The following is a 15,210-nucleotide window of genomic DNA, read 5'->3' as shown; positions in this document are numbered from 1 at the left end:
AATACATTACAATGGAGAGCGCCAGAAGCCTTGATGCTTTTTGCACAATGAGAGGGGTTGCGCGGGGAAACCGGAACAATACGGTCAATAAAAATCAAAGGTTGCGGCGCTACGGATCATTGCAATGGGGTCGGGAGTGTCCTGAACTCTGTGTATCTGTCCCGTTCCATGGGGTTTCAGACACTCAGGCGGCGAAGCGCCCGTTGCACATTTTGGCGAACTGATTGCGGGCCGCAAACCATTCCCGAACGTTGCGGCCATCTTTCTCGAAATTGCGGATCGCGAGATGGATCAGCTTGGCCGCAGCCTCATCCGTCGGAAACGAGCCGCGTGTCTTGATGGATTTCCGGATCATGAGCTACTCCCCTGAAATCGGACAGTGACGGAAGCTACGATCTGACGTTTGCTGGTCTCCACGGACAAGGAGATTAGGAATGCGGAAGCGCAGGAACCATGACGCGGGCTTCAAGGCGCGCGTGGCGCTTGAGGCCGTGAAGGGCGAGCGCACTGTGTCTGAGCTGGCCGCCGAATACGGCGTGCATCCGACGATGATCCACCAGTGGAAGAAGGCGCTGCTCGACGGGGCTGCGGATATCTTCGAGCGCGGCGGCAGAAAGCCCGTTGCGGAAGTGGATGAGGAGACGGTCCGGTCGCTGCACGCCAAGATCGGGGAGCTGGCCGTCGCCAACGATTTTTTGTCACGAAAGCTCAAGCCGTGGACCGGCAAGTGAGGCGTGGGATGATTGAGCGGGACCATCCCGCGCTGTCGATCGTGGCGCAGTGCCGCCTGCTGTCGATCTCGCGCTCGTCGTTCTATCATGAACCGGCCGGAGAGACGGAGCGGAACCTCGGGCTGATGCGGCTGATCGACCAGCAGTTCCTCGATACGCCCTTCTACGGCGTCCGGCAGATGACCTGGCATCTGCAGAATGAAGGCCATGGCGTGAACCAGAAGCGCATCCGGCGGCTGATGCGGCTCATGCGCCTGATGCCGATCTACCAGAAGCCCAACACCAGCAAGCCGAGGAAGGGTCGCAAGACCTGGCCCTATCTGCTGGGCGGGCTGCGGGTGGATCGTCCCGGCCAGGTCTGGTGCGCCGATATCACCTACCTGCCGATGCGGCGCGGCTTCCTGTATCTGGTGGCCATCATGGACTGGTTCACCCGCAAGGTTCTGGCCTGGCGCATCTCGAACATGCAAGGCGCAAGTTGAAGGAGATCTTCGAGCGCGACGGCTCCGAGATCGCGGCCGAGGGCCTGCGCCGGATCGCCGAGCTTTACCGGATCGAGGCTGAGACCCGTAGCATGGGCCACGGCCAACGACTGTCGGCTCGCCAGGCGCACAGTGCGCCGCTGGTCGCCGCCTTTGGCGACTGGCTGCAGCTGCAGTGCCGGCGCATATCGATAAAGTCCCGCCTCGGGGAGAAACTGGCCTATATCCATCGTCACTGGGACGGGCTGCAGACCTTCCTGCGCGATGGCCGGGTCGAGATCGACTCCAACAGCATCGAGAACCTGATCCGCCCGATCGCCCTGACCCGCAAGAACGCACTCTTCGCCGGCCATGACGAGGGCGGTCGATCATGGGCTCGCATCGCATCCCTAATCGCTACCGCTAAGGTCAACGGCGTCGAGCCCTTCGCCTACCTCAAGACAACCTTGGAAGCCGTGGCCGCCAGTCACCCGCAAGCGAGGATCGACGATCTGCTGCCCTGGAACTTCAAGCCGTCAAGCTGAAAGCAGGTGCGGTGCCGCTTACACTTGTCAATTATTCCACCGAAATAAGCAGTCGCGTCCGAATGGCGGCTTTGGCGGTCCGCAACGTGGTATTTTGACAGATTGGCAAGGACAGCTTCGGGCAGTTCGGAACCAGACTGCTCGAGCGCATGCTTCAGGCGTGCCAAATGCGCCGGTCCCTGCGGGGCAATCAGGCCGTATTCCGCCAGATGACCCCGCAGCACCGAGATCGCCTGCGTTCGCTGCCGCACGAGCAGATCGCGCGTCTTGAACGTCAGGCCCGCAACTTGCTTCGTCACGCGCTTCACCTCCACGAACCGCATGGTCGGGCGCGATGCCGCCTCCGCGATGGCCTCGGCATCGGCAGCGTCGTTCTTCTGCCGCTTTACGAACGGCTTCACATAGGCCGGCGCAATCAGTCTGACCGCGTGGCCCAACTCACCGACCTTTCGGCCCCAGCGATGCGCCGACGCACAGGCCTCCATCGCCACTATGCAGCGCGGCTGCTCCGCCAGGAAACGCAAAAGCTGCACACGCGAAAGTTTACGCCGGAAAATGACAGACCCATCGGCCCCCGCGCCGTGCAGCTGGAACACGTTCTTGGCCAAATCCAGCCCGATGATGCTAACCTCTCCCATGGACGCTCTCCTCTATAGCGGTGTTTCAACACCCGCTACCTTGGCACATCGATGCCGTCGGGGGGGCGTCCACCCCATCGGTTACGAAAGCACGAGGTTCGACCCATAGGTGTCGCGACCGCTGCGGCTACGCCAGGATCGCCACAATAACCCTCCCTGACTGCCAGTCGTCAGAAGCCGGTCGGAATCCACGCTGGGTCTTCGGTCCCAGGATCCACGACCAGCCGGTACGGCAGGTCATGCTGCATCTGCTCCACAACTGACGCTCAGAGCAAACCAAGAACCGTATCTGGATCAGGTAGACCCGAATCGGCCACTCCGGCGTGATCGAAGGGTGTCCGAACTTGATGTAGAGCGCCTCGCACTCGGCGTCCAGGCCGGCCTGGGCCTTGCTCATCACCCACCGGATCTTGCAAAGTGGCTGCCGCGCAGGGATACGCGCCTCGAGGTCGAAACAGCTGAACAACGCCCCGCGCGTCTTGTCCGCCCCGCCGGTCATGTCCCGCCCGCCGCCATCCGCAGGATGAATCATGCATCAAGGCCGGACCGAGGGCCGACTATTCTAGTGGCCGGCCAGGCTTCTGCCAGATCGCGCAGTGCGGCGGGTCGAAAAAGACATGACCCATCTAGAAAACCCTTGATTTCTATCCAGTATCATGCTGCAAATAAATTGCCCGTTATCGAATCGTGATGGCGTGGGCTGGTTATGGTATTTTTCATTAATGTTTTGTGACTTTGGCGCCGGTTCGATGGCGGACGAAAGTTAACTCCGCATGAAATAAACATTCGCTTAGTGAGGAATTACATGCCCTATTTCACAGAGCTTCCGGAAGGTCTGATCCAGATTGAAGGCGATACTATCATCATTGACACCAATGACCTGAACCTTCTTAATATCACCAATCAGCCTGATAATGAATTTTCCCTCTATGATGTCGAATCGCCCACGGGCACAACGCTTTCGAACGGGGACGAGCTGTCGCTTGTCGACTCCGACGAAAATACCCTCATTTCAGGGACATATGTCGGGGATATCACGGTTTCCACTGCTTCGGTGGAGGTCGGGCTGGGCGCGCTGTTCAGTCTCGGCGCCACATTGAACCCTCTCGAGGGCGAACTCTTCCAGGACGAGAGTGGAAATTTCTATGTCATCAGTGAAGACGGGCTGGATCCCAGCCATCTGGGCGTCGAGCTGACCATCACGCTGGCCGGAAACGAATATACGGCGGTCGGCGCGGACGTGAGCGAAGCATTGGAAAACCTGGCCAGTGCTGTGGAGGACGTTCCCTTGGTCGGCGGCACCGCTGCAGCACTTATCCGCGGGGCCGGTGATGCTGTCCAAGACGCCCTGGATACGGCCGCGATTACCGTGGAGGTCGACGAAACTGGAACCATGGACCTGACTGATGAAGAAGTACTGCCTTGCTTCCTTCATGGAACCCTGATCGCGACTCCGGATGGCGAAAAGCCGGTGGAAACCCTGGTTGCCGGCGATGAAATCCTGGCCCATACAGGAAAGGCGATCACCATAAAATGGGTGGGCCGCAGGACCGTTCGCAATAACCGGCTTGACAGCCGCCATCTTCCGGTTTGCATCAAAGCCGGATCGCTAGGTGACGGGCTTCCGCATAGCGATCTGTATGTCACTGCCGACCATGGCATGATTATCGACGATATGGTGATCAATGCGGGCGCGCTGGTTAATGGTAGTTCGATCTGCTTCGTCGACAGTACTGCGATGCCCAGCGAGTTCACCTATTATCATATCGAGACTGAGAACCACGACGAGATCTTGGCGAATGGTGCGCCGACCGAAACGTTTGTCGACTACATCAGCCGAAAGTCGTTCGACAACCATGACGAGTATCTGGCCCTCTATGGCGCAGAGCGGATCATCTCGGAGATGAAGCGCATTCGCATTTCCGCGCGCCGGCAGTTGCCCGCATATCTTTGCGAACGTCTCGGCGCCGGCTCGTTCTCTGATCAGGTGGACCGGGAATTCGACGTCTTGATGGCGAAACTGAAAGCCGCCTGACGATCAGTCCCAAACTCCCATGCCCGGACTTTGGCTATGTCGGCACGGATAATCGTTGCAGGCACGGCACAAGGCCGGGCATTTTTACCAGAAGCATCATAAGCAATAAAAATCATAGCGCCCGAGCCTATCCCAAAAGTGTATTAGAATAATGCTTAATGACCTGGATTTGATCGAGAACGAAACTCGAATAAAACCTCGTGAGGTTAGTTCATATGTAGAAAAAGCTGCCTTGCTGCGGCAGCAGAAAGGACCAGAAGAATCACTCAAGGTACTAATCCCCTTACTACCACGTCATCCAGACCAGATACCTCTGCGCTACGAGCTTTCCATTGCCTCTCGGGAGGCAGGCAATCTCCAGGCCAGCCTTGAGCATCTTGATGCGATTCTGGTCAAGCAGCCTCGCCACAAATGGGCTTTGCTCGGAAGGGTCAAAACCCTCATGCAAGCGGGTCGACAGGTGGAAGCGTTCGCGGCCATCGACAACGCCTTGAATATCCTGCCCGAGAACATCGACCTCTTGGTGCGTAAAGGTGCAATGCTGCGCCAGTTTAGGGGCGCCAGAGAAGCGCTTGATTTCTTGCTTCCCCTTCTGTCCCATTTTCCAGACAATATTTCTCTCCGTCGCGAAGTTTCTGTTGCTTTCCAAGAGACAGGAAATCTGCAGGCCAGCTTGGAGCATATTGACGCGATCCTGGCCAGGCAACCTCAGCACAAATGGGCCCTGCTCGGAAGGGCCAAAACCCTCATGCAAGTGGGTCGACAGGTAGAAGCAATCGAGGCCATCGACAATGCTTTGAATATCCTACCGGAAAACGCCAATCTTCTGGTGCGCAAGGGCGCCTTGCTGCGCCAGTTGAGAGACGCGGGCGAGGCGCTTGAGTTTTTGACCCCCCTTGTATCGCGTTATCCGGACATGATCCCTCTGCACCACGAAATTTCTGTTGCCTTAAGAGAGACAGGGGATTTCCAGGCCAGCCAGAAGCATCTGGATGCGATCCTTGCCAAGCAACCTGACCACAAATGGGCATTGCTTGGAAAGGTTAGAAATCTCATACAGGATGGCCGAGAAGACGAACTGATGTTGGTGGCTGAGGATCTCGCATCGCGCATCCGAAATTCCCTCCCAGATCAGGCGGGAAACATCACCGAGGCGGCTCTCGGCCCAATAAAGGAAATGCCGGACAAAATCGCTGAATACCTGCTGAAGGAATTTTCATCTGCCTCAGAGCGGTGCGCTAGGGCACTGCCGGTCATGCTGTTATGGAACGCATATGAAAAGGCAGAAACCCTGGGATTGGGATATCTTTATCGCGGCGCGATCGAAGGCATTCTTTCACGGAATGATTTGCGAGCTTTCAATCTTGTTCATATAATAAAATCGGTAACGAAAGGCGGTATTCGTGAGGCGGAACGCCTTGTTCAACGCCTCTCCGGCTTGCTTGGCGATTCAGAGCGCCCTCTGTTCGACATGGAAATGGGAGGAATGACCGGAAAGGCAAAGGACGCTCTGCATGGCCGGCCTAGAGATCCGCATGATAGATCCGTAGCGGAGGTGTTGAGCATTTCGCGACTTTTGCAGCAGTCGGGAAGATTGCATGTTGCGGCACGTTACCTTGGGATGGCCCGTCGAAAGCATCCATCGGATTTGACCTTGTTCCGGGAGCATATCGTGTCTCTCACCAAGAGCGGCCAGATGGATATTGCCAGAAGGGAGTTGGAGAAAGTCGACCAACCTTCTTTTTCCAGAAGTCGGGCGTGGACCATAGCCATGGCCGTATGTTGGTATGAGATGGGTTGTCCTGCTCGAACCATGGAGCTGCTGGAAACCCTTCAAGAGTCGGGAAAATTGAAAAGCCACTTCGAGATGCGACTGCGATCGCTGATCCGTCTTGGACGCCTGGACGCAGCAGTCGATCTGGTGAAGGATAACCAGTCGGGGCAAAGCGCAAACAGCAACCCGCATTTCTTTTCAACTTTGGCCGGCCTGGTTGCAGCAGATTGCCTGCTTTCGAGAAAGCACGAAAAGAATGTTTCATTAACCACGCCCCCCGCGATACTGACCATCGAAAGGTGGTTGTCTTCGACAAGCTCAAGGGTGATCCCTGCCGATAGCGGATCGGTGCGGCATGAGGGCGTCATGCAATATTGGAACAAGGGCACCCCACCGGCATATCTGCGGGAGATCATGCAAACTTGGCAGAAAGCCTTTTGTCAACATTATCAATTGTTCGACCAGAAGGCCGCCTTGAAGTTCCTGACACGGCATTTGGGGAAAGACTGGGCCGATGCATTGAGAAACGCCGCATCACCCGCGGAGGAAAGTGACTATTTTCGCCTTTGCTACCTCATGATCCAAGGTGGAATTTATGCAGATTGCGACGACTGGCTCGTGGGAGATCCATATCCGCTGACTCGCTTGGGGTCAAACCTTGTGGTGTATCAGGAGCCCGGCGGCGTCATGGGGAATAACGTCATTGCGGCACCGCCAGGGCACCCCGCCATTGTTTGGGCAGCAGTTGCAGCAAAAAAATCCCTGGAAGAGCGCCATAATGATAGCACATGGTCAAAAACCGGACCAGGGCTTCTGACGCGGGCCGTGGCCCAGCATATACGCCGCCGACGCCCCGGAACGAACTTGAACCTTGTCGTTGAGCCTCGCTGGAAGCTTGGCACATTCGTTCAATTTCATACTCCTCTGCCTTACAAGAGATCAAAGAGCTACTGGAATAGTGGCGGAGCCCGTCGGAATTTTCCGGTGTTTATGGAACTGGTTGGAAGGTAGCGTTATCAGGCCTATTACTCGCTGGTCGGACGCGATTACGAATGGGATTTTCCGAGCCACTTCGCGATCATTGGACGGGCTCTGGGGTGATTTAAGCCGCTCTCTGGCTCTGCCGGTCGGTTTCGCTCTGCTGTTGACGCAGACCGCGGTGGGCGGCTGTCCGCCATGGGCGGCGCGAGGCCGCTCTGGTGGTTGCAGAAGGCGATCCATCTGCCGGCGCCGGTCTTGGCCTGCGAGCCGGTCTCCCAGGCGTGCGGGCATTCCTTCGGACCGGTGGCAGTCATGCCCTCACTCCCCAACGACGACGCTATTGTCCGGCTGGTCGGTGCGCTGATGCTCGAGACCAACGACGAGTGGGCGGTTGCGCGGCGCTACATGAGCCTTGAAACGCTCGCCCGCGTCACCGACAATCCCAACATCAGGCTGCCAGCCGTGGCATCCTGATCAGCCCCTGACCTTTCCGAGGGTCGGCGCTCTTACACCATCCCGTGGGACACTATCGCACCAGCGGCAGGCATATTTGGGGCGCCGCGTGACCAGCAACCGGAACTGTGCCGGCATTATTATCCAGCCACTCCGACACATCCGCGCCGATCTTCGTCATCTCGCCGGAACCACAGGGGCAAAGCGTGCCGGCAGGCTCGATGACGCGCTCGACCCGGGGCAGATGCCCACGGTTACGCTTGGGCCTGCGCGGCTCCTCACCACGTGCCCTTTGCATCGCCGCTTCGGCCTTTTCCTGGGCCTCCTCGAGCACACCTTGCACAAATTCGGCATCTTCCAGAGGAAGGTTGAACTGCTCGGGCGACAATTTTCCGGAGCGGGGGCCAAACTTTTTGCGCCGCGCCGCGCGCAGGATATCCTGCAGCCGCCGATTGGCCTCTTGCGTTGCTGCCAGCATCGCCTCGACCTCGGCGAGGCGGGCTTTCAGCAGGCATTTTCATGTGCAAGATCCGCGGCATCCATGACAGGAAGTGAAGCACGGAACGCGCCTTTCCCGCAGTAAAAAAGGGGGTTCCGCTCGCTTTTCGACTATCCTGCCGCCAGCGGACACGGCACCCCCTCCGAGTGGACCAGCCGCCCACCGCTCGGGCCCTCGATCACCTCAAGCCGAAAGTTTCAACGCCTGTCGAGCCGTCCAAATGGACGCCCATTTTGCCGTCTCTCTTCAAATCCAGCATCTCCGCTGCGACCATGCGCGCATAATGCAGGCATCAGGCCAGAAATGGCACGACGCGATTGCCGCCGCGCTTACGCTGGTCGATGCAAATCAGGCAGACGACAGATGTCGTCCTGTAGGCCCTGCTCATGGCCGTCTGGCGGCGCAAGCCCAAGAACAAGGTGCTGATCCACTCGGACCAAGGAAGCCAGTTCACCAGCATGGATTGGGCTGCGTTCCTGCGTGCCCACAACCTGGAGCATTCGATGAGCCGCCGTGGCAACTGTCACGACAACGCCGTTGCCGAGAGCTTCTTCAACCTGCTCAAACGGGAACGGATCAGGCGCAAGACCTACCGGACCCGCGAAGAAGCCAGGCCGGACGTGTTCGATTACATCGAGATGTCCTACAACCCGAAGCGCAAGCATGCGCGGAACGGGATGCTGTCGCCCGCCCAGTTCGAACGGCGGCAGATGATGAAACGTGACGGCGTCTGAGAAACTCGGGGCTGTTCAGGTCGGCTCGGCATGTTCCCGACACTGCGGGAATGGATCGGCCAACGGCAGGGGAACAGCCTCAAGGCGCATGACGTGCGCGGCAGGCGCGGTCGCGCAACTGGCCGAACTGGACAGCATCGCGCGCGACCTCGCGCAGCGCAACCGGAACGCGCACTATGCGGAAGGCGGGCCCGACCCGGCCCGCTTCGTGCCGGCCGAGGCCCTGCAGGCAGCCCTGACCGAGCGGAACGCGAAGGCGCAGGCCGATGACGGGTTCGTGCGCGCCTCTTTGCGTGCAAGGCCGAGAACCCCGCAAGGCTGCGGGTCGACCCGGAACGCCGCGCCAAAAAAGAGGCCGTGAATCATGATTGAAGTCGAATTCAACGATTCCCAGATCGCCCCGCGCCTTCAGAATGCTTGAAATGCCCCTCGTTGATGCAGCGCCGGCCATGGGTGAAATCGGCAAGGCCCTGCTGCACTCGACGCAGGATCACTTTCAGGCAGGCATGACGTCGGAAGGCCCGTTTGCACCACGCGCTCCTGTCACCCCGGCACGCTACAGGAAGCCGAAGCAGAAACACGGGGCCACCCCCGTTATGGCAGGGTGGCAACATGAACCGGACGATCCACATGTCCGATGATGATGATGGATCGGTTATTATCGGGCTCGGCCGCAATCCGGTCAGCCGTCACGCAGTTCACCGCCAAGAGGTCCGAACGGCCGAAGCTTTGCGGCGATCTCCCGGCCTGGACGCACATCGGCCTTTCCGATGAGGGTCGAGGAAACGTGGTCGAGATCGTCCAAGAGCGGTTGCCCCCCCTCTGATCCCCCGAAAAGCAGGCTCAAACCTTTTGACACCGCAGATCAGAGGCTTTGACACATGACAACGGGGCCGGCCAAACATTCCCTCGGGGCTATTTGCACATGGAAGAAATTCACGGCTTGCTGCCGATCCGGGGCTCGGTCCCGGAAAGGATGCGCGCTATATTGGCGTGGTGGCGGATGAAGATCAGCACCGCCATGAACGCCGCTACCGCCGCCATGCTCGGGCCGTCAAGCCAGAGGGCGAGAAAAGGCGTCAGCGCCGCCGCCACCAGCGCCGAGAGCGAGGAGATCCGGCCCACCGCCGCCGTCAGCAGCCAGATCCCGCAGGCGCTGAGGCCCAGCCGCCAGTCCAGCGCCAGCAGCGTGCCGAGGAAGGTGGCGACACCCTTGCCGCCGCGAAAGCCCAGCCAGACCGGGAACAGGTGGCCCAGGAAGGCCGCCGCCCCCGCGACCAGCGCAGCATCGGGACCGGCGAGCCAGCGCGCCAGCAGCACGGCGATGGCGCCCTTGCCGCTGTCCAGAAGCAGCGTGGCCAGCGCCGCTGGCTTGTTGCCGGTGCGCAGCACATTGGTCGCGCCGATATTGCCCGAGCCGATCCGGCGCAGGTCGCCCAGCCCCAGCGCCCGGGTGATGACGATGCCGAAGGGGATCGAGCCCAGAAGATAGCCGATGACGGCCCAGAGGATCAGGCTCATGCGTCCGCTCCGAAGACGCGGCGGCCGGCGACCCAAGTGCCCAGCACCCGGCCCTCCATCCGCGCGCCGTCGAAGGGAGTGTTCTTCGACTTCGACAGCAGGGTGAAGCGGTCCAGCACGAAGGGCGCGTCCGGGTCGAACAGCAGCAGGTCGGCCGGCGCCCCCGCCGCAAGCCGCCCGCCCGGCAGACCCAGCCGCCGCGCCGGATTGAGCGACATCGCCCGCCACAGCTGCGGCAGGCTCAGCCCGCCCTGGTGGTAAAGCCGCATCGCCGCCGGCAGCAGGGTCTGCAGCCCCACCGCGCCCGGCGCCGCCTCGGCAAAGGGCAGGCGCTTGCTTTCCTCGTCCTGCGGGGTGTGGAAGCTGGCGATCACGTCGATCAGCCCCTCGGCCACCGCCTCGACCATGGCCAGCCGGTCCTCCTCGGAGCGGAGCGGCGGGGTGAAGCGGAAGAAGGTGCGATAGCCGCCCACGTCATATTCGTTGAGCGTCAGGTGGTGGATCGAGATACCGGCACTCACGTCCAGCCCGGCATCGCGCGCCCGCTTCAAGGCCGGCAGGCTGGCCGCGACGGTGATCTGGTCGGCATGGTAGCGGGCGCCGGTCATCGCCACCAGCGCCAGGTCGCGGTCGAGCCCCATCACCTCGGCCATGGGCGAGACCGCGGGCAGGCCGTAGAGCGAGGCGAACTTGCCGCCGGTCGCCGCGGCACCCCTGGACAGGCCCGGCTCCTGCGGATGGCCGACGATCAGCGCGCCCAGGCCGCGGGCATAGGTCATGCAGCGCGACAGGAGCCGGGTGTCCGAAACCACCCGCACCCCGTCGGTGAAGGCCACGGCGCCGGCATCCTGCAGAAAGCCCATCTCGACCATCTCGCGCCCTTCGCGGGCGCGGGTCAGCGCCGCCATGTGGCGGATGTTCACCGGCGCGTCGGCCGCCCGGCGGGTGGCGAATTCCAGCGATTCCGGCGCATCGATCGGCGGCATCGTGTCGGGCCGCGCAATCACCGTGGTCACGCCCCCCGCCGCCGCCGCCAGCCCGGCGCTGCGGAAGCTTTCCTTGTGCCGCTCGCCCGGCTCGCCGATCTTGACGCCCCAGTCGATCAGCCCGGGCGCGAGGCATTTGCCGCCGCAGTCGATCAGCTCGGCGCCTTGCGGGGCGTCGGCACCCATGGCTTCGATCCGGCCGTCGCGGACGGTCAGCGAGCCTTCCTCGACCGATTGCGCCTCGGGGTCGACCAGCCGGGCATTGTGGAAGTGCAGGATCATGCCATCATCTCCGCCGCCTTGGCGCCGCGCTCGGCGCGCAGGTTGCGCGCCAGAAGGTCCATCGCCGCCATGCGCACCGCGACCCCCATTTCCACCTGGTCCTGGATCACCGAACGGTTGATGTCGTCGGCGATGGTGCCGTCGATCTCGACCCCGCGATTCATCGGCCCCGGATGCATGACGATGGCATCGGGCGCCGCCAGCGCCAGCTTCTCGGCGTCCAGCCCCCAGCGGTGGTAATATTCCCGCTCGGACGGGATGAAGCCGCCGTCCATGCGTTCCTTCTGCAGGCGCAGCATCATCACCACATCGGCGCCCTTCAGCCCCTCGCGCATGTCCTCGTAGACCTCGCAGCCCCAGTCGCGGGCGCCCGAGGGCATCAGCGTCGCCGGGCCGACCAGGCGCAGCCGGTTCTCCATCTTGCCCAGCAGGATCAGGTTCGAGCGCGCCACCCGGCTATGGGCGATATCGCCGCAGATCGCCACGGTCAGCCGGTGCAGCCGCCCCTTGGCGCGGCGGATGGTCAAGGCGTCCAGAAGCGCCTGGGTCGGATGCTCGTGCCGGCCGTCGCCCGCGTTCAACACCGCGCAATTCACCTTCTGCGCCAAGAGATCCACGGCGCCCGACTGCGGATGGCGCACCACCAGCAGGTCGGGATGCATGGCGTTCAACGTCAGCGCGGTGTCGATCAGCGTCTCGCCCTTCTTCACCGAACTGGTCTGCATCGCCATGTTCATCACATCGGCGCCCAGCCGCTTGCCGGCCAGCTCAAAGCTCGACTGCGTGCGGGTCGAGGCCTCGAAGAACATGTTGATCTGCGTCATCCCCGCCAAGGCATCGGAATGCTTCACCGTGCGGCGGTTCAGATCAACATAGGTCTCGGCCAGATCGAGAAGCGTGGTGATTTCGGGGGGGGCGAGCGGCTCGATCCCCAGAAGATGGCGGGCACGGAACATGGCTTGATCCCCAAGGTCGCGGTCGCGCCTTCTATGGCAAATGGCGGGGCGGGCGGCAAGCAGCCCCTTGCCTTGGCGCGGATTTTGCCGCATCGCGGAATCATGCGTGAACAGATCGGCCTTGTCAGTTTCGTCTCCTCGGGTCCGGGCGACCCCGAACTCCTGACCCTGCGCGCCGCACGGCTGTTGGCCCAGGCGGATGTGGTGCTTTACGACGACCTCGCCTCGGGCCCGGTGCTGGACCAGGCCGGCCCGCAGGCCGTGCGCATTTCGGTCGGCAAACGCGCCGGCCGGCCCTCGGCCAAACAGGAACATGTCAACGCCCTGCTGATCGAACATGCGCAGGCGGGCAAGCATGTGGTGCGGCTGAAATCCGGCGATTCGGGCATATTCGGCCGGCTGGAAGAGGAACTGGCGGCGCTGCGCAGCCACGGCATCCCGTTCCAGATCGTGCCGGGCGTGCCCTCGGCCATGGCCGCGGCCGCCGTCGCCGGCCTGCCGCTGACCCGACGCCAGACCGCGCGCCGGCTGCAATTCGTCACCGGCGCCGACGTGACCGGCGGCCTGCCCGAGGACCAGAACTGGGCCGCCCTGGCCGATCCGCGCGCCACCACCGTGGTCTTCATGGGCCAGCGCACCTTCCCGCGCATGGCGGCGCTGCTGGTCGAAAACGGCCTGCCCCCCGACACCCCCGCCCTGCTGGCCGAGGCGGTGGGCCATCCGCATCAGCGCCTGATCCGCACCACCGTCGCCGCCCTGGCCAGGCAGCTGGCCAGCGAAGGCCCCAGCCCGCATCCGGCGCTGATCCTCTACGGCCCGCTGGCCGAGGGGAACTGAACCCGGCCGCTTCTTCGTTCTTCAAATACCCAATATTGCACCCGCGCCGCCAAAAGCTATTCTGGCCGCCGAAAGAGGGATCGTCATGCTGGGTTTCGTCACCATCCAGGACCAGACGCCGGGCGCCGGCGACCGGCTGCTGACCGCCACGGCCGAGCGGCTGGCCGCCGCCGGGCTGCGGCTGGCCGGCGCGGTGCAGATCAATACCGAGATCAGCCCCGGCTGCGAATGCGACATGGACCTGCGCATCCTGGGCGACGCCGGCCCGCTGGTGCGCATCACCCAGTCGCTGGGCGCGGGCTCGCAGGCCTGCCGGCTGGATACCGGCGCGCTGGCCCAGGCCGTCGCCCGCACGGAAACGGTGCTGGACCGCGGCGCCGAATTGCTGATCGTCAACAAGTTCGGCAAGCAGGAATGCTTCGGCCGCGGCTTTCGCGACACCATCGCCCGCGCGCTGGCTGCCGGCATCCCGGTGCTGGTGCATGTGCCCGACGAACAACTGCCGGGCTTTCGCGACTTTGCCGGCGACCTGGCCGAAGAGTTGCGGCCGGAACAGATCGACGACTGGTGCCGCGCCCGCCTGGCGGATTCCGCCGCATGACCGTGCAGATCGACGCGCGCGGCCTGTTGTGCCCCCTGCCGGTGCTGCGGCTGCGCAAGCGGCTGATGGCGCTGCCCCGGGGCGCGCGGGTCACGCTGCTGGCCACCGACCCCGCCGCCGTGATCGACGTGCCGCATTTCTGCGCCGAATCCGGCCACCGGCTGATCGGCAGCCGCGAGGTGGCGCCGGGCGAGACCGAATATACCGTCGAGCGCGGCCCCGCCTGCGCGATCGCCGCGGACTGATGCTGGCGATCTTCCTGAAGACCCTGCCGTTCTTTCTCGTTATCGGCACGGGCTGGCTGGCCGGGCGCACGCGCTTCTTCCCGCCCGAGGCGACCGGCTGGCTGACGAAATTCGTCTTCTACTTCGCGCTTTCGGCCATGCTGTTCCGCTTTGCCGCGACGCTGGACGTGGCCAGCCTTTTCGACCCGGCCTTCGTCCTGGCCTATCTGTCGGGGTCTGCCGCGCTTTGGGCGCTGGGATTTGCGGTGGCGCGCTGGCGCCGCCAGCCGCTCGCCGCCGCGGCGATGGAGGCGCATACCGCGATGACCGGCAATACCGGCTTTCTGGGCGTGCCGATGCTGGTCGTGCTGCTGGGCGAGCGTGCCATCGGCCCGGTGCTGATGGTGCTGACCATCGACATGGTGGTGTTCTCGACCCTCATCACCCTGATCGTCACCGCGGCAAGGCAGGGGCGGGTGCGGCTTTCGACGCTGGTGCCCTTGCTGCGCGGCATCGTCTCGAACCCGATGATCGTCTCGATGCTGGCCGGCTTGGCCTGGGCCGGGCTGCAGCTGCCGATGCCGGGACCGCTGGACGAGTTCCTGGCGCTCTTGGGCGCCTCGGCCACGCCGGGGGCACTCTTCGCCATCGGTGCCAGCCTCGCCGGCCGCGCGGCCGAGCGCATGGGCCCGGCACTCTGGCTCAGCTTCGCCAAGCTGGTGCTGCATCCGCTGGCCGTGGGCATCGCCGCGCTGGCGGTCTTCGGGGTCGAGCCCTATGCGGCGGGGGTGATGATCGCCGCCGCCAGCCTGCCGGTCGCCGGCAATGTCTATATCCTTGCGCAATATTTCGGCACCGCCGTGCAGCGCGTCTCGGCGGCCATCCTGATCTCGACCGCGGCCAGCATCGCCACGGTTCCCGTCGTCATTCACTGGATCACGAAAGGCTAGAC

The 15,210-nt window shown here is 62.6% G+C and carries 14 protein-coding genes and 5 pseudogenes; 12 read left to right on the top strand and 7 right to left on the bottom strand.

The window, feature by feature from the left end:
- Positions 1-184 precede the first annotated feature (184 nt).
- Positions 185-355 (bottom strand): annotated as a pseudogene (locus tag ESD82_RS11485) (IS256 family transposase); the annotation flags it as partial.
- 79 nt (positions 356-434) lie between these two features.
- Here ESD82_RS11485 and ESD82_RS11480 point away from each other — a divergent pair.
- From ESD82_RS11480 to ESD82_RS11470, 3 genes and pseudogenes are all read left to right on the top strand, one after another.
- A complete protein-coding gene (locus ESD82_RS11480; RefSeq protein WP_024846207.1) occupies positions 435-731 on the top strand; it encodes a transposase in 297 nt (98 codons plus the stop codon).
- 8 nt (positions 732-739) lie between these two features.
- Entirely contained in the window at positions 740-1,213 is a 474-nt protein-coding gene (locus ESD82_RS22520) for an IS3 family transposase (protein WP_147428231.1), read from the top strand.
- Positions 1,192-1,737: pseudogene (locus ESD82_RS11470) on the top strand (IS66 family transposase); the annotation flags it as partial. The gene ESD82_RS22520 and the pseudogene ESD82_RS11470, both read left to right, overlap by 22 nt.
- 110 nt (positions 1,738-1,847) lie before the next feature.
- Here the strand turns inward: ESD82_RS11470 and ESD82_RS11465 are convergent.
- Both ESD82_RS11465 and ESD82_RS11460 read right to left on the bottom strand, forming a co-directional pair.
- A pseudogene (locus ESD82_RS11465) lies at positions 1,848-2,375 on the bottom strand (IS110 family RNA-guided transposase); the annotation flags it as partial.
- A gap of 127 nt (positions 2,376-2,502) precedes the next feature.
- Entirely contained in the window at positions 2,503-2,907 is a 405-nt protein-coding gene (locus tag ESD82_RS11460; protein WP_147277984.1) for a hypothetical protein, read from the bottom strand.
- Positions 2,908-3,180: 273 nt separating this feature from the next.
- Between ESD82_RS11460 and ESD82_RS11455 the strand changes: the two genes are divergently transcribed.
- From ESD82_RS11455 to ESD82_RS11445, 3 genes and pseudogenes are all read left to right on the top strand, one after another.
- Positions 3,181-4,410 (top strand): Hint domain-containing protein, encoded by a 1,230-nt coding sequence (locus tag ESD82_RS11455; RefSeq protein WP_147428233.1) that lies wholly within the window; start codon positions 3,181-3,183, stop codon positions 4,408-4,410.
- 169 nt (positions 4,411-4,579) lie between these two features.
- Positions 4,580-7,195: a tetratricopeptide repeat protein gene (locus ESD82_RS11450; RefSeq protein ID WP_167521759.1), complete on the top strand. Its 2,616-nt coding sequence runs from the start codon at positions 4,580-4,582 to the stop codon at positions 7,193-7,195.
- A 279-nt stretch (positions 7,196-7,474) separates the two neighbouring features.
- A pseudogene (locus ESD82_RS11445) lies at positions 7,475-7,639 on the top strand (IS256 family transposase); the annotation flags it as partial.
- Positions 7,640-7,691: 52 nt separating this feature from the next.
- Here the strand turns inward: ESD82_RS11445 and ESD82_RS11440 are convergent.
- Entirely contained in the window at positions 7,692-8,096 is a 405-nt protein-coding gene (locus tag ESD82_RS11440) for an IS66 family transposase (RefSeq protein WP_051419408.1), read from the bottom strand.
- Between the two features lie 356 nt (positions 8,097-8,452).
- On the opposite strand from ESD82_RS11440, the pseudogene ESD82_RS11435 reads away from it, so the two are divergent.
- Positions 8,453-8,851: pseudogene (locus ESD82_RS11435) on the top strand (IS3 family transposase); the annotation flags it as partial.
- 88 nt (positions 8,852-8,939) lie between these two features.
- Positions 8,940-9,212 (top strand): hypothetical protein, encoded by a 273-nt coding sequence (locus ESD82_RS11430; RefSeq protein WP_024843954.1) that lies wholly within the window; start codon positions 8,940-8,942, stop codon positions 9,210-9,212.
- Between the two features lie 575 nt (positions 9,213-9,787).
- Here the strand turns inward: ESD82_RS11430 and plsY are convergent.
- Genes plsY through ESD82_RS11415 form a run of 3 tightly spaced genes read right to left on the bottom strand, consistent with a single transcriptional unit; the run spans position 9,788 to position 12,596 of the window.
- On the bottom strand, positions 9,788-10,372 hold the full coding sequence (gene plsY / locus ESD82_RS11425) for a glycerol-3-phosphate 1-O-acyltransferase PlsY (protein WP_024843956.1): 585 nt from the start codon (positions 10,370-10,372) through the stop codon (positions 9,788-9,790).
- Complete coding sequence (gene pyrC, locus ESD82_RS11420) at positions 10,369-11,640, bottom strand: dihydroorotase (protein ID WP_024843957.1); 1,272 nt, start codon at positions 11,638-11,640, stop codon at positions 10,369-10,371. The genes plsY and pyrC overlap by 4 nt, the downstream gene beginning before the upstream one ends.
- Complete coding sequence (locus ESD82_RS11415; RefSeq protein ID WP_024843958.1) at positions 11,637-12,596, bottom strand: aspartate carbamoyltransferase catalytic subunit; 960 nt, start codon at positions 12,594-12,596, stop codon at positions 11,637-11,639. The genes pyrC and ESD82_RS11415 overlap by 4 nt, the downstream gene beginning before the upstream one ends.
- A gap of 102 nt (positions 12,597-12,698) precedes the next feature.
- Here ESD82_RS11415 and cobA point away from each other — a divergent pair, with 102 nt between their 5' ends.
- From cobA to ESD82_RS11395, 4 genes are all read left to right on the top strand, one after another.
- Complete coding sequence (cobA, locus tag ESD82_RS11410) at positions 12,699-13,433, top strand: uroporphyrinogen-III C-methyltransferase (RefSeq protein WP_028709759.1); 735 nt, start codon at positions 12,699-12,701, stop codon at positions 13,431-13,433.
- A gap of 85 nt (positions 13,434-13,518) precedes the next feature.
- Positions 13,519-14,034 carry a DUF2478 domain-containing protein gene (locus ESD82_RS11405; RefSeq protein WP_024843960.1) on the top strand — a complete coding sequence of 172 codons (516 nt, stop codon included), beginning with the start codon at positions 13,519-13,521 and terminating at the stop codon, positions 14,032-14,034.
- Entirely contained in the window at positions 14,031-14,279 is a 249-nt protein-coding gene (locus ESD82_RS11400) for a sulfurtransferase TusA family protein (protein ID WP_024843961.1), read from the top strand. The genes ESD82_RS11405 and ESD82_RS11400 overlap by 4 nt, the downstream gene beginning before the upstream one ends.
- Positions 14,279-15,208, top strand: a complete 930-nt coding sequence (locus tag ESD82_RS11395; RefSeq protein WP_028709760.1) for an AEC family transporter — start codon at positions 14,279-14,281, stop codon at positions 15,206-15,208. Before ESD82_RS11400 ends, ESD82_RS11395 begins: the two co-directional genes overlap by 1 nt.
- Positions 15,209-15,210: the final 2 nt, after the last annotated feature.

It is taken from the genome of Paracoccus pantotrophus, assembly GCF_008824185.1.
Taxonomy (GTDB): domain Bacteria; phylum Pseudomonadota; class Alphaproteobacteria; order Rhodobacterales; family Rhodobacteraceae; genus Paracoccus; species Paracoccus pantotrophus.
This window is presented reverse-complemented; position numbering and strand designations above follow the sequence as displayed.

Coding starts and splice junctions, on each gene's coding strand:
- ESD82_RS11480 (WP_024846207.1), top strand. CDS start 435: ATGCGGAAGCGCAGGAACCATGACGCGGGCTTCAAGGCGCGCGTGGCG.
- ESD82_RS22520 (WP_147428231.1), top strand. CDS start 740: ATGATTGAGCGGGACCATCCCGCGCTGTCGATCGTGGCGCAGTGCCGC.
- ESD82_RS11460 (WP_147277984.1), bottom strand. CDS start 2,907: ATGATTCATCCTGCGGATGGCGGCGGGCGGGACATGACCGGCGGGGCG.
- ESD82_RS11455 (WP_147428233.1), top strand. CDS start 3,181: ATGCCCTATTTCACAGAGCTTCCGGAAGGTCTGATCCAGATTGAAGGC.
- ESD82_RS11440 (WP_051419408.1), bottom strand. CDS start 8,096: ATGCTGGCAGCAACGCAAGAGGCCAATCGGCGGCTGCAGGATATCCTG.
- ESD82_RS11430 (WP_024843954.1), top strand. CDS start 8,940: ATGACGTGCGCGGCAGGCGCGGTCGCGCAACTGGCCGAACTGGACAGC.
- plsY (WP_024843956.1), bottom strand. CDS start 10,372: ATGAGCCTGATCCTCTGGGCCGTCATCGGCTATCTTCTGGGCTCGATC.
- pyrC (WP_024843957.1), bottom strand. CDS start 11,640: ATGATCCTGCACTTCCACAATGCCCGGCTGGTCGACCCCGAGGCGCAA.
- ESD82_RS11415 (WP_024843958.1), bottom strand. CDS start 12,596: ATGTTCCGTGCCCGCCATCTTCTGGGGATCGAGCCGCTCGCCCCCCCC.
- cobA (WP_028709759.1), top strand. CDS start 12,699: ATGCGTGAACAGATCGGCCTTGTCAGTTTCGTCTCCTCGGGTCCGGGC.
- ESD82_RS11405 (WP_024843960.1), top strand. CDS start 13,519: ATGCTGGGTTTCGTCACCATCCAGGACCAGACGCCGGGCGCCGGCGAC.
- ESD82_RS11400 (WP_024843961.1), top strand. CDS start 14,031: ATGACCGTGCAGATCGACGCGCGCGGCCTGTTGTGCCCCCTGCCGGTG.
- ESD82_RS11395 (WP_028709760.1), top strand. CDS start 14,279: ATGCTGGCGATCTTCCTGAAGACCCTGCCGTTCTTTCTCGTTATCGGC.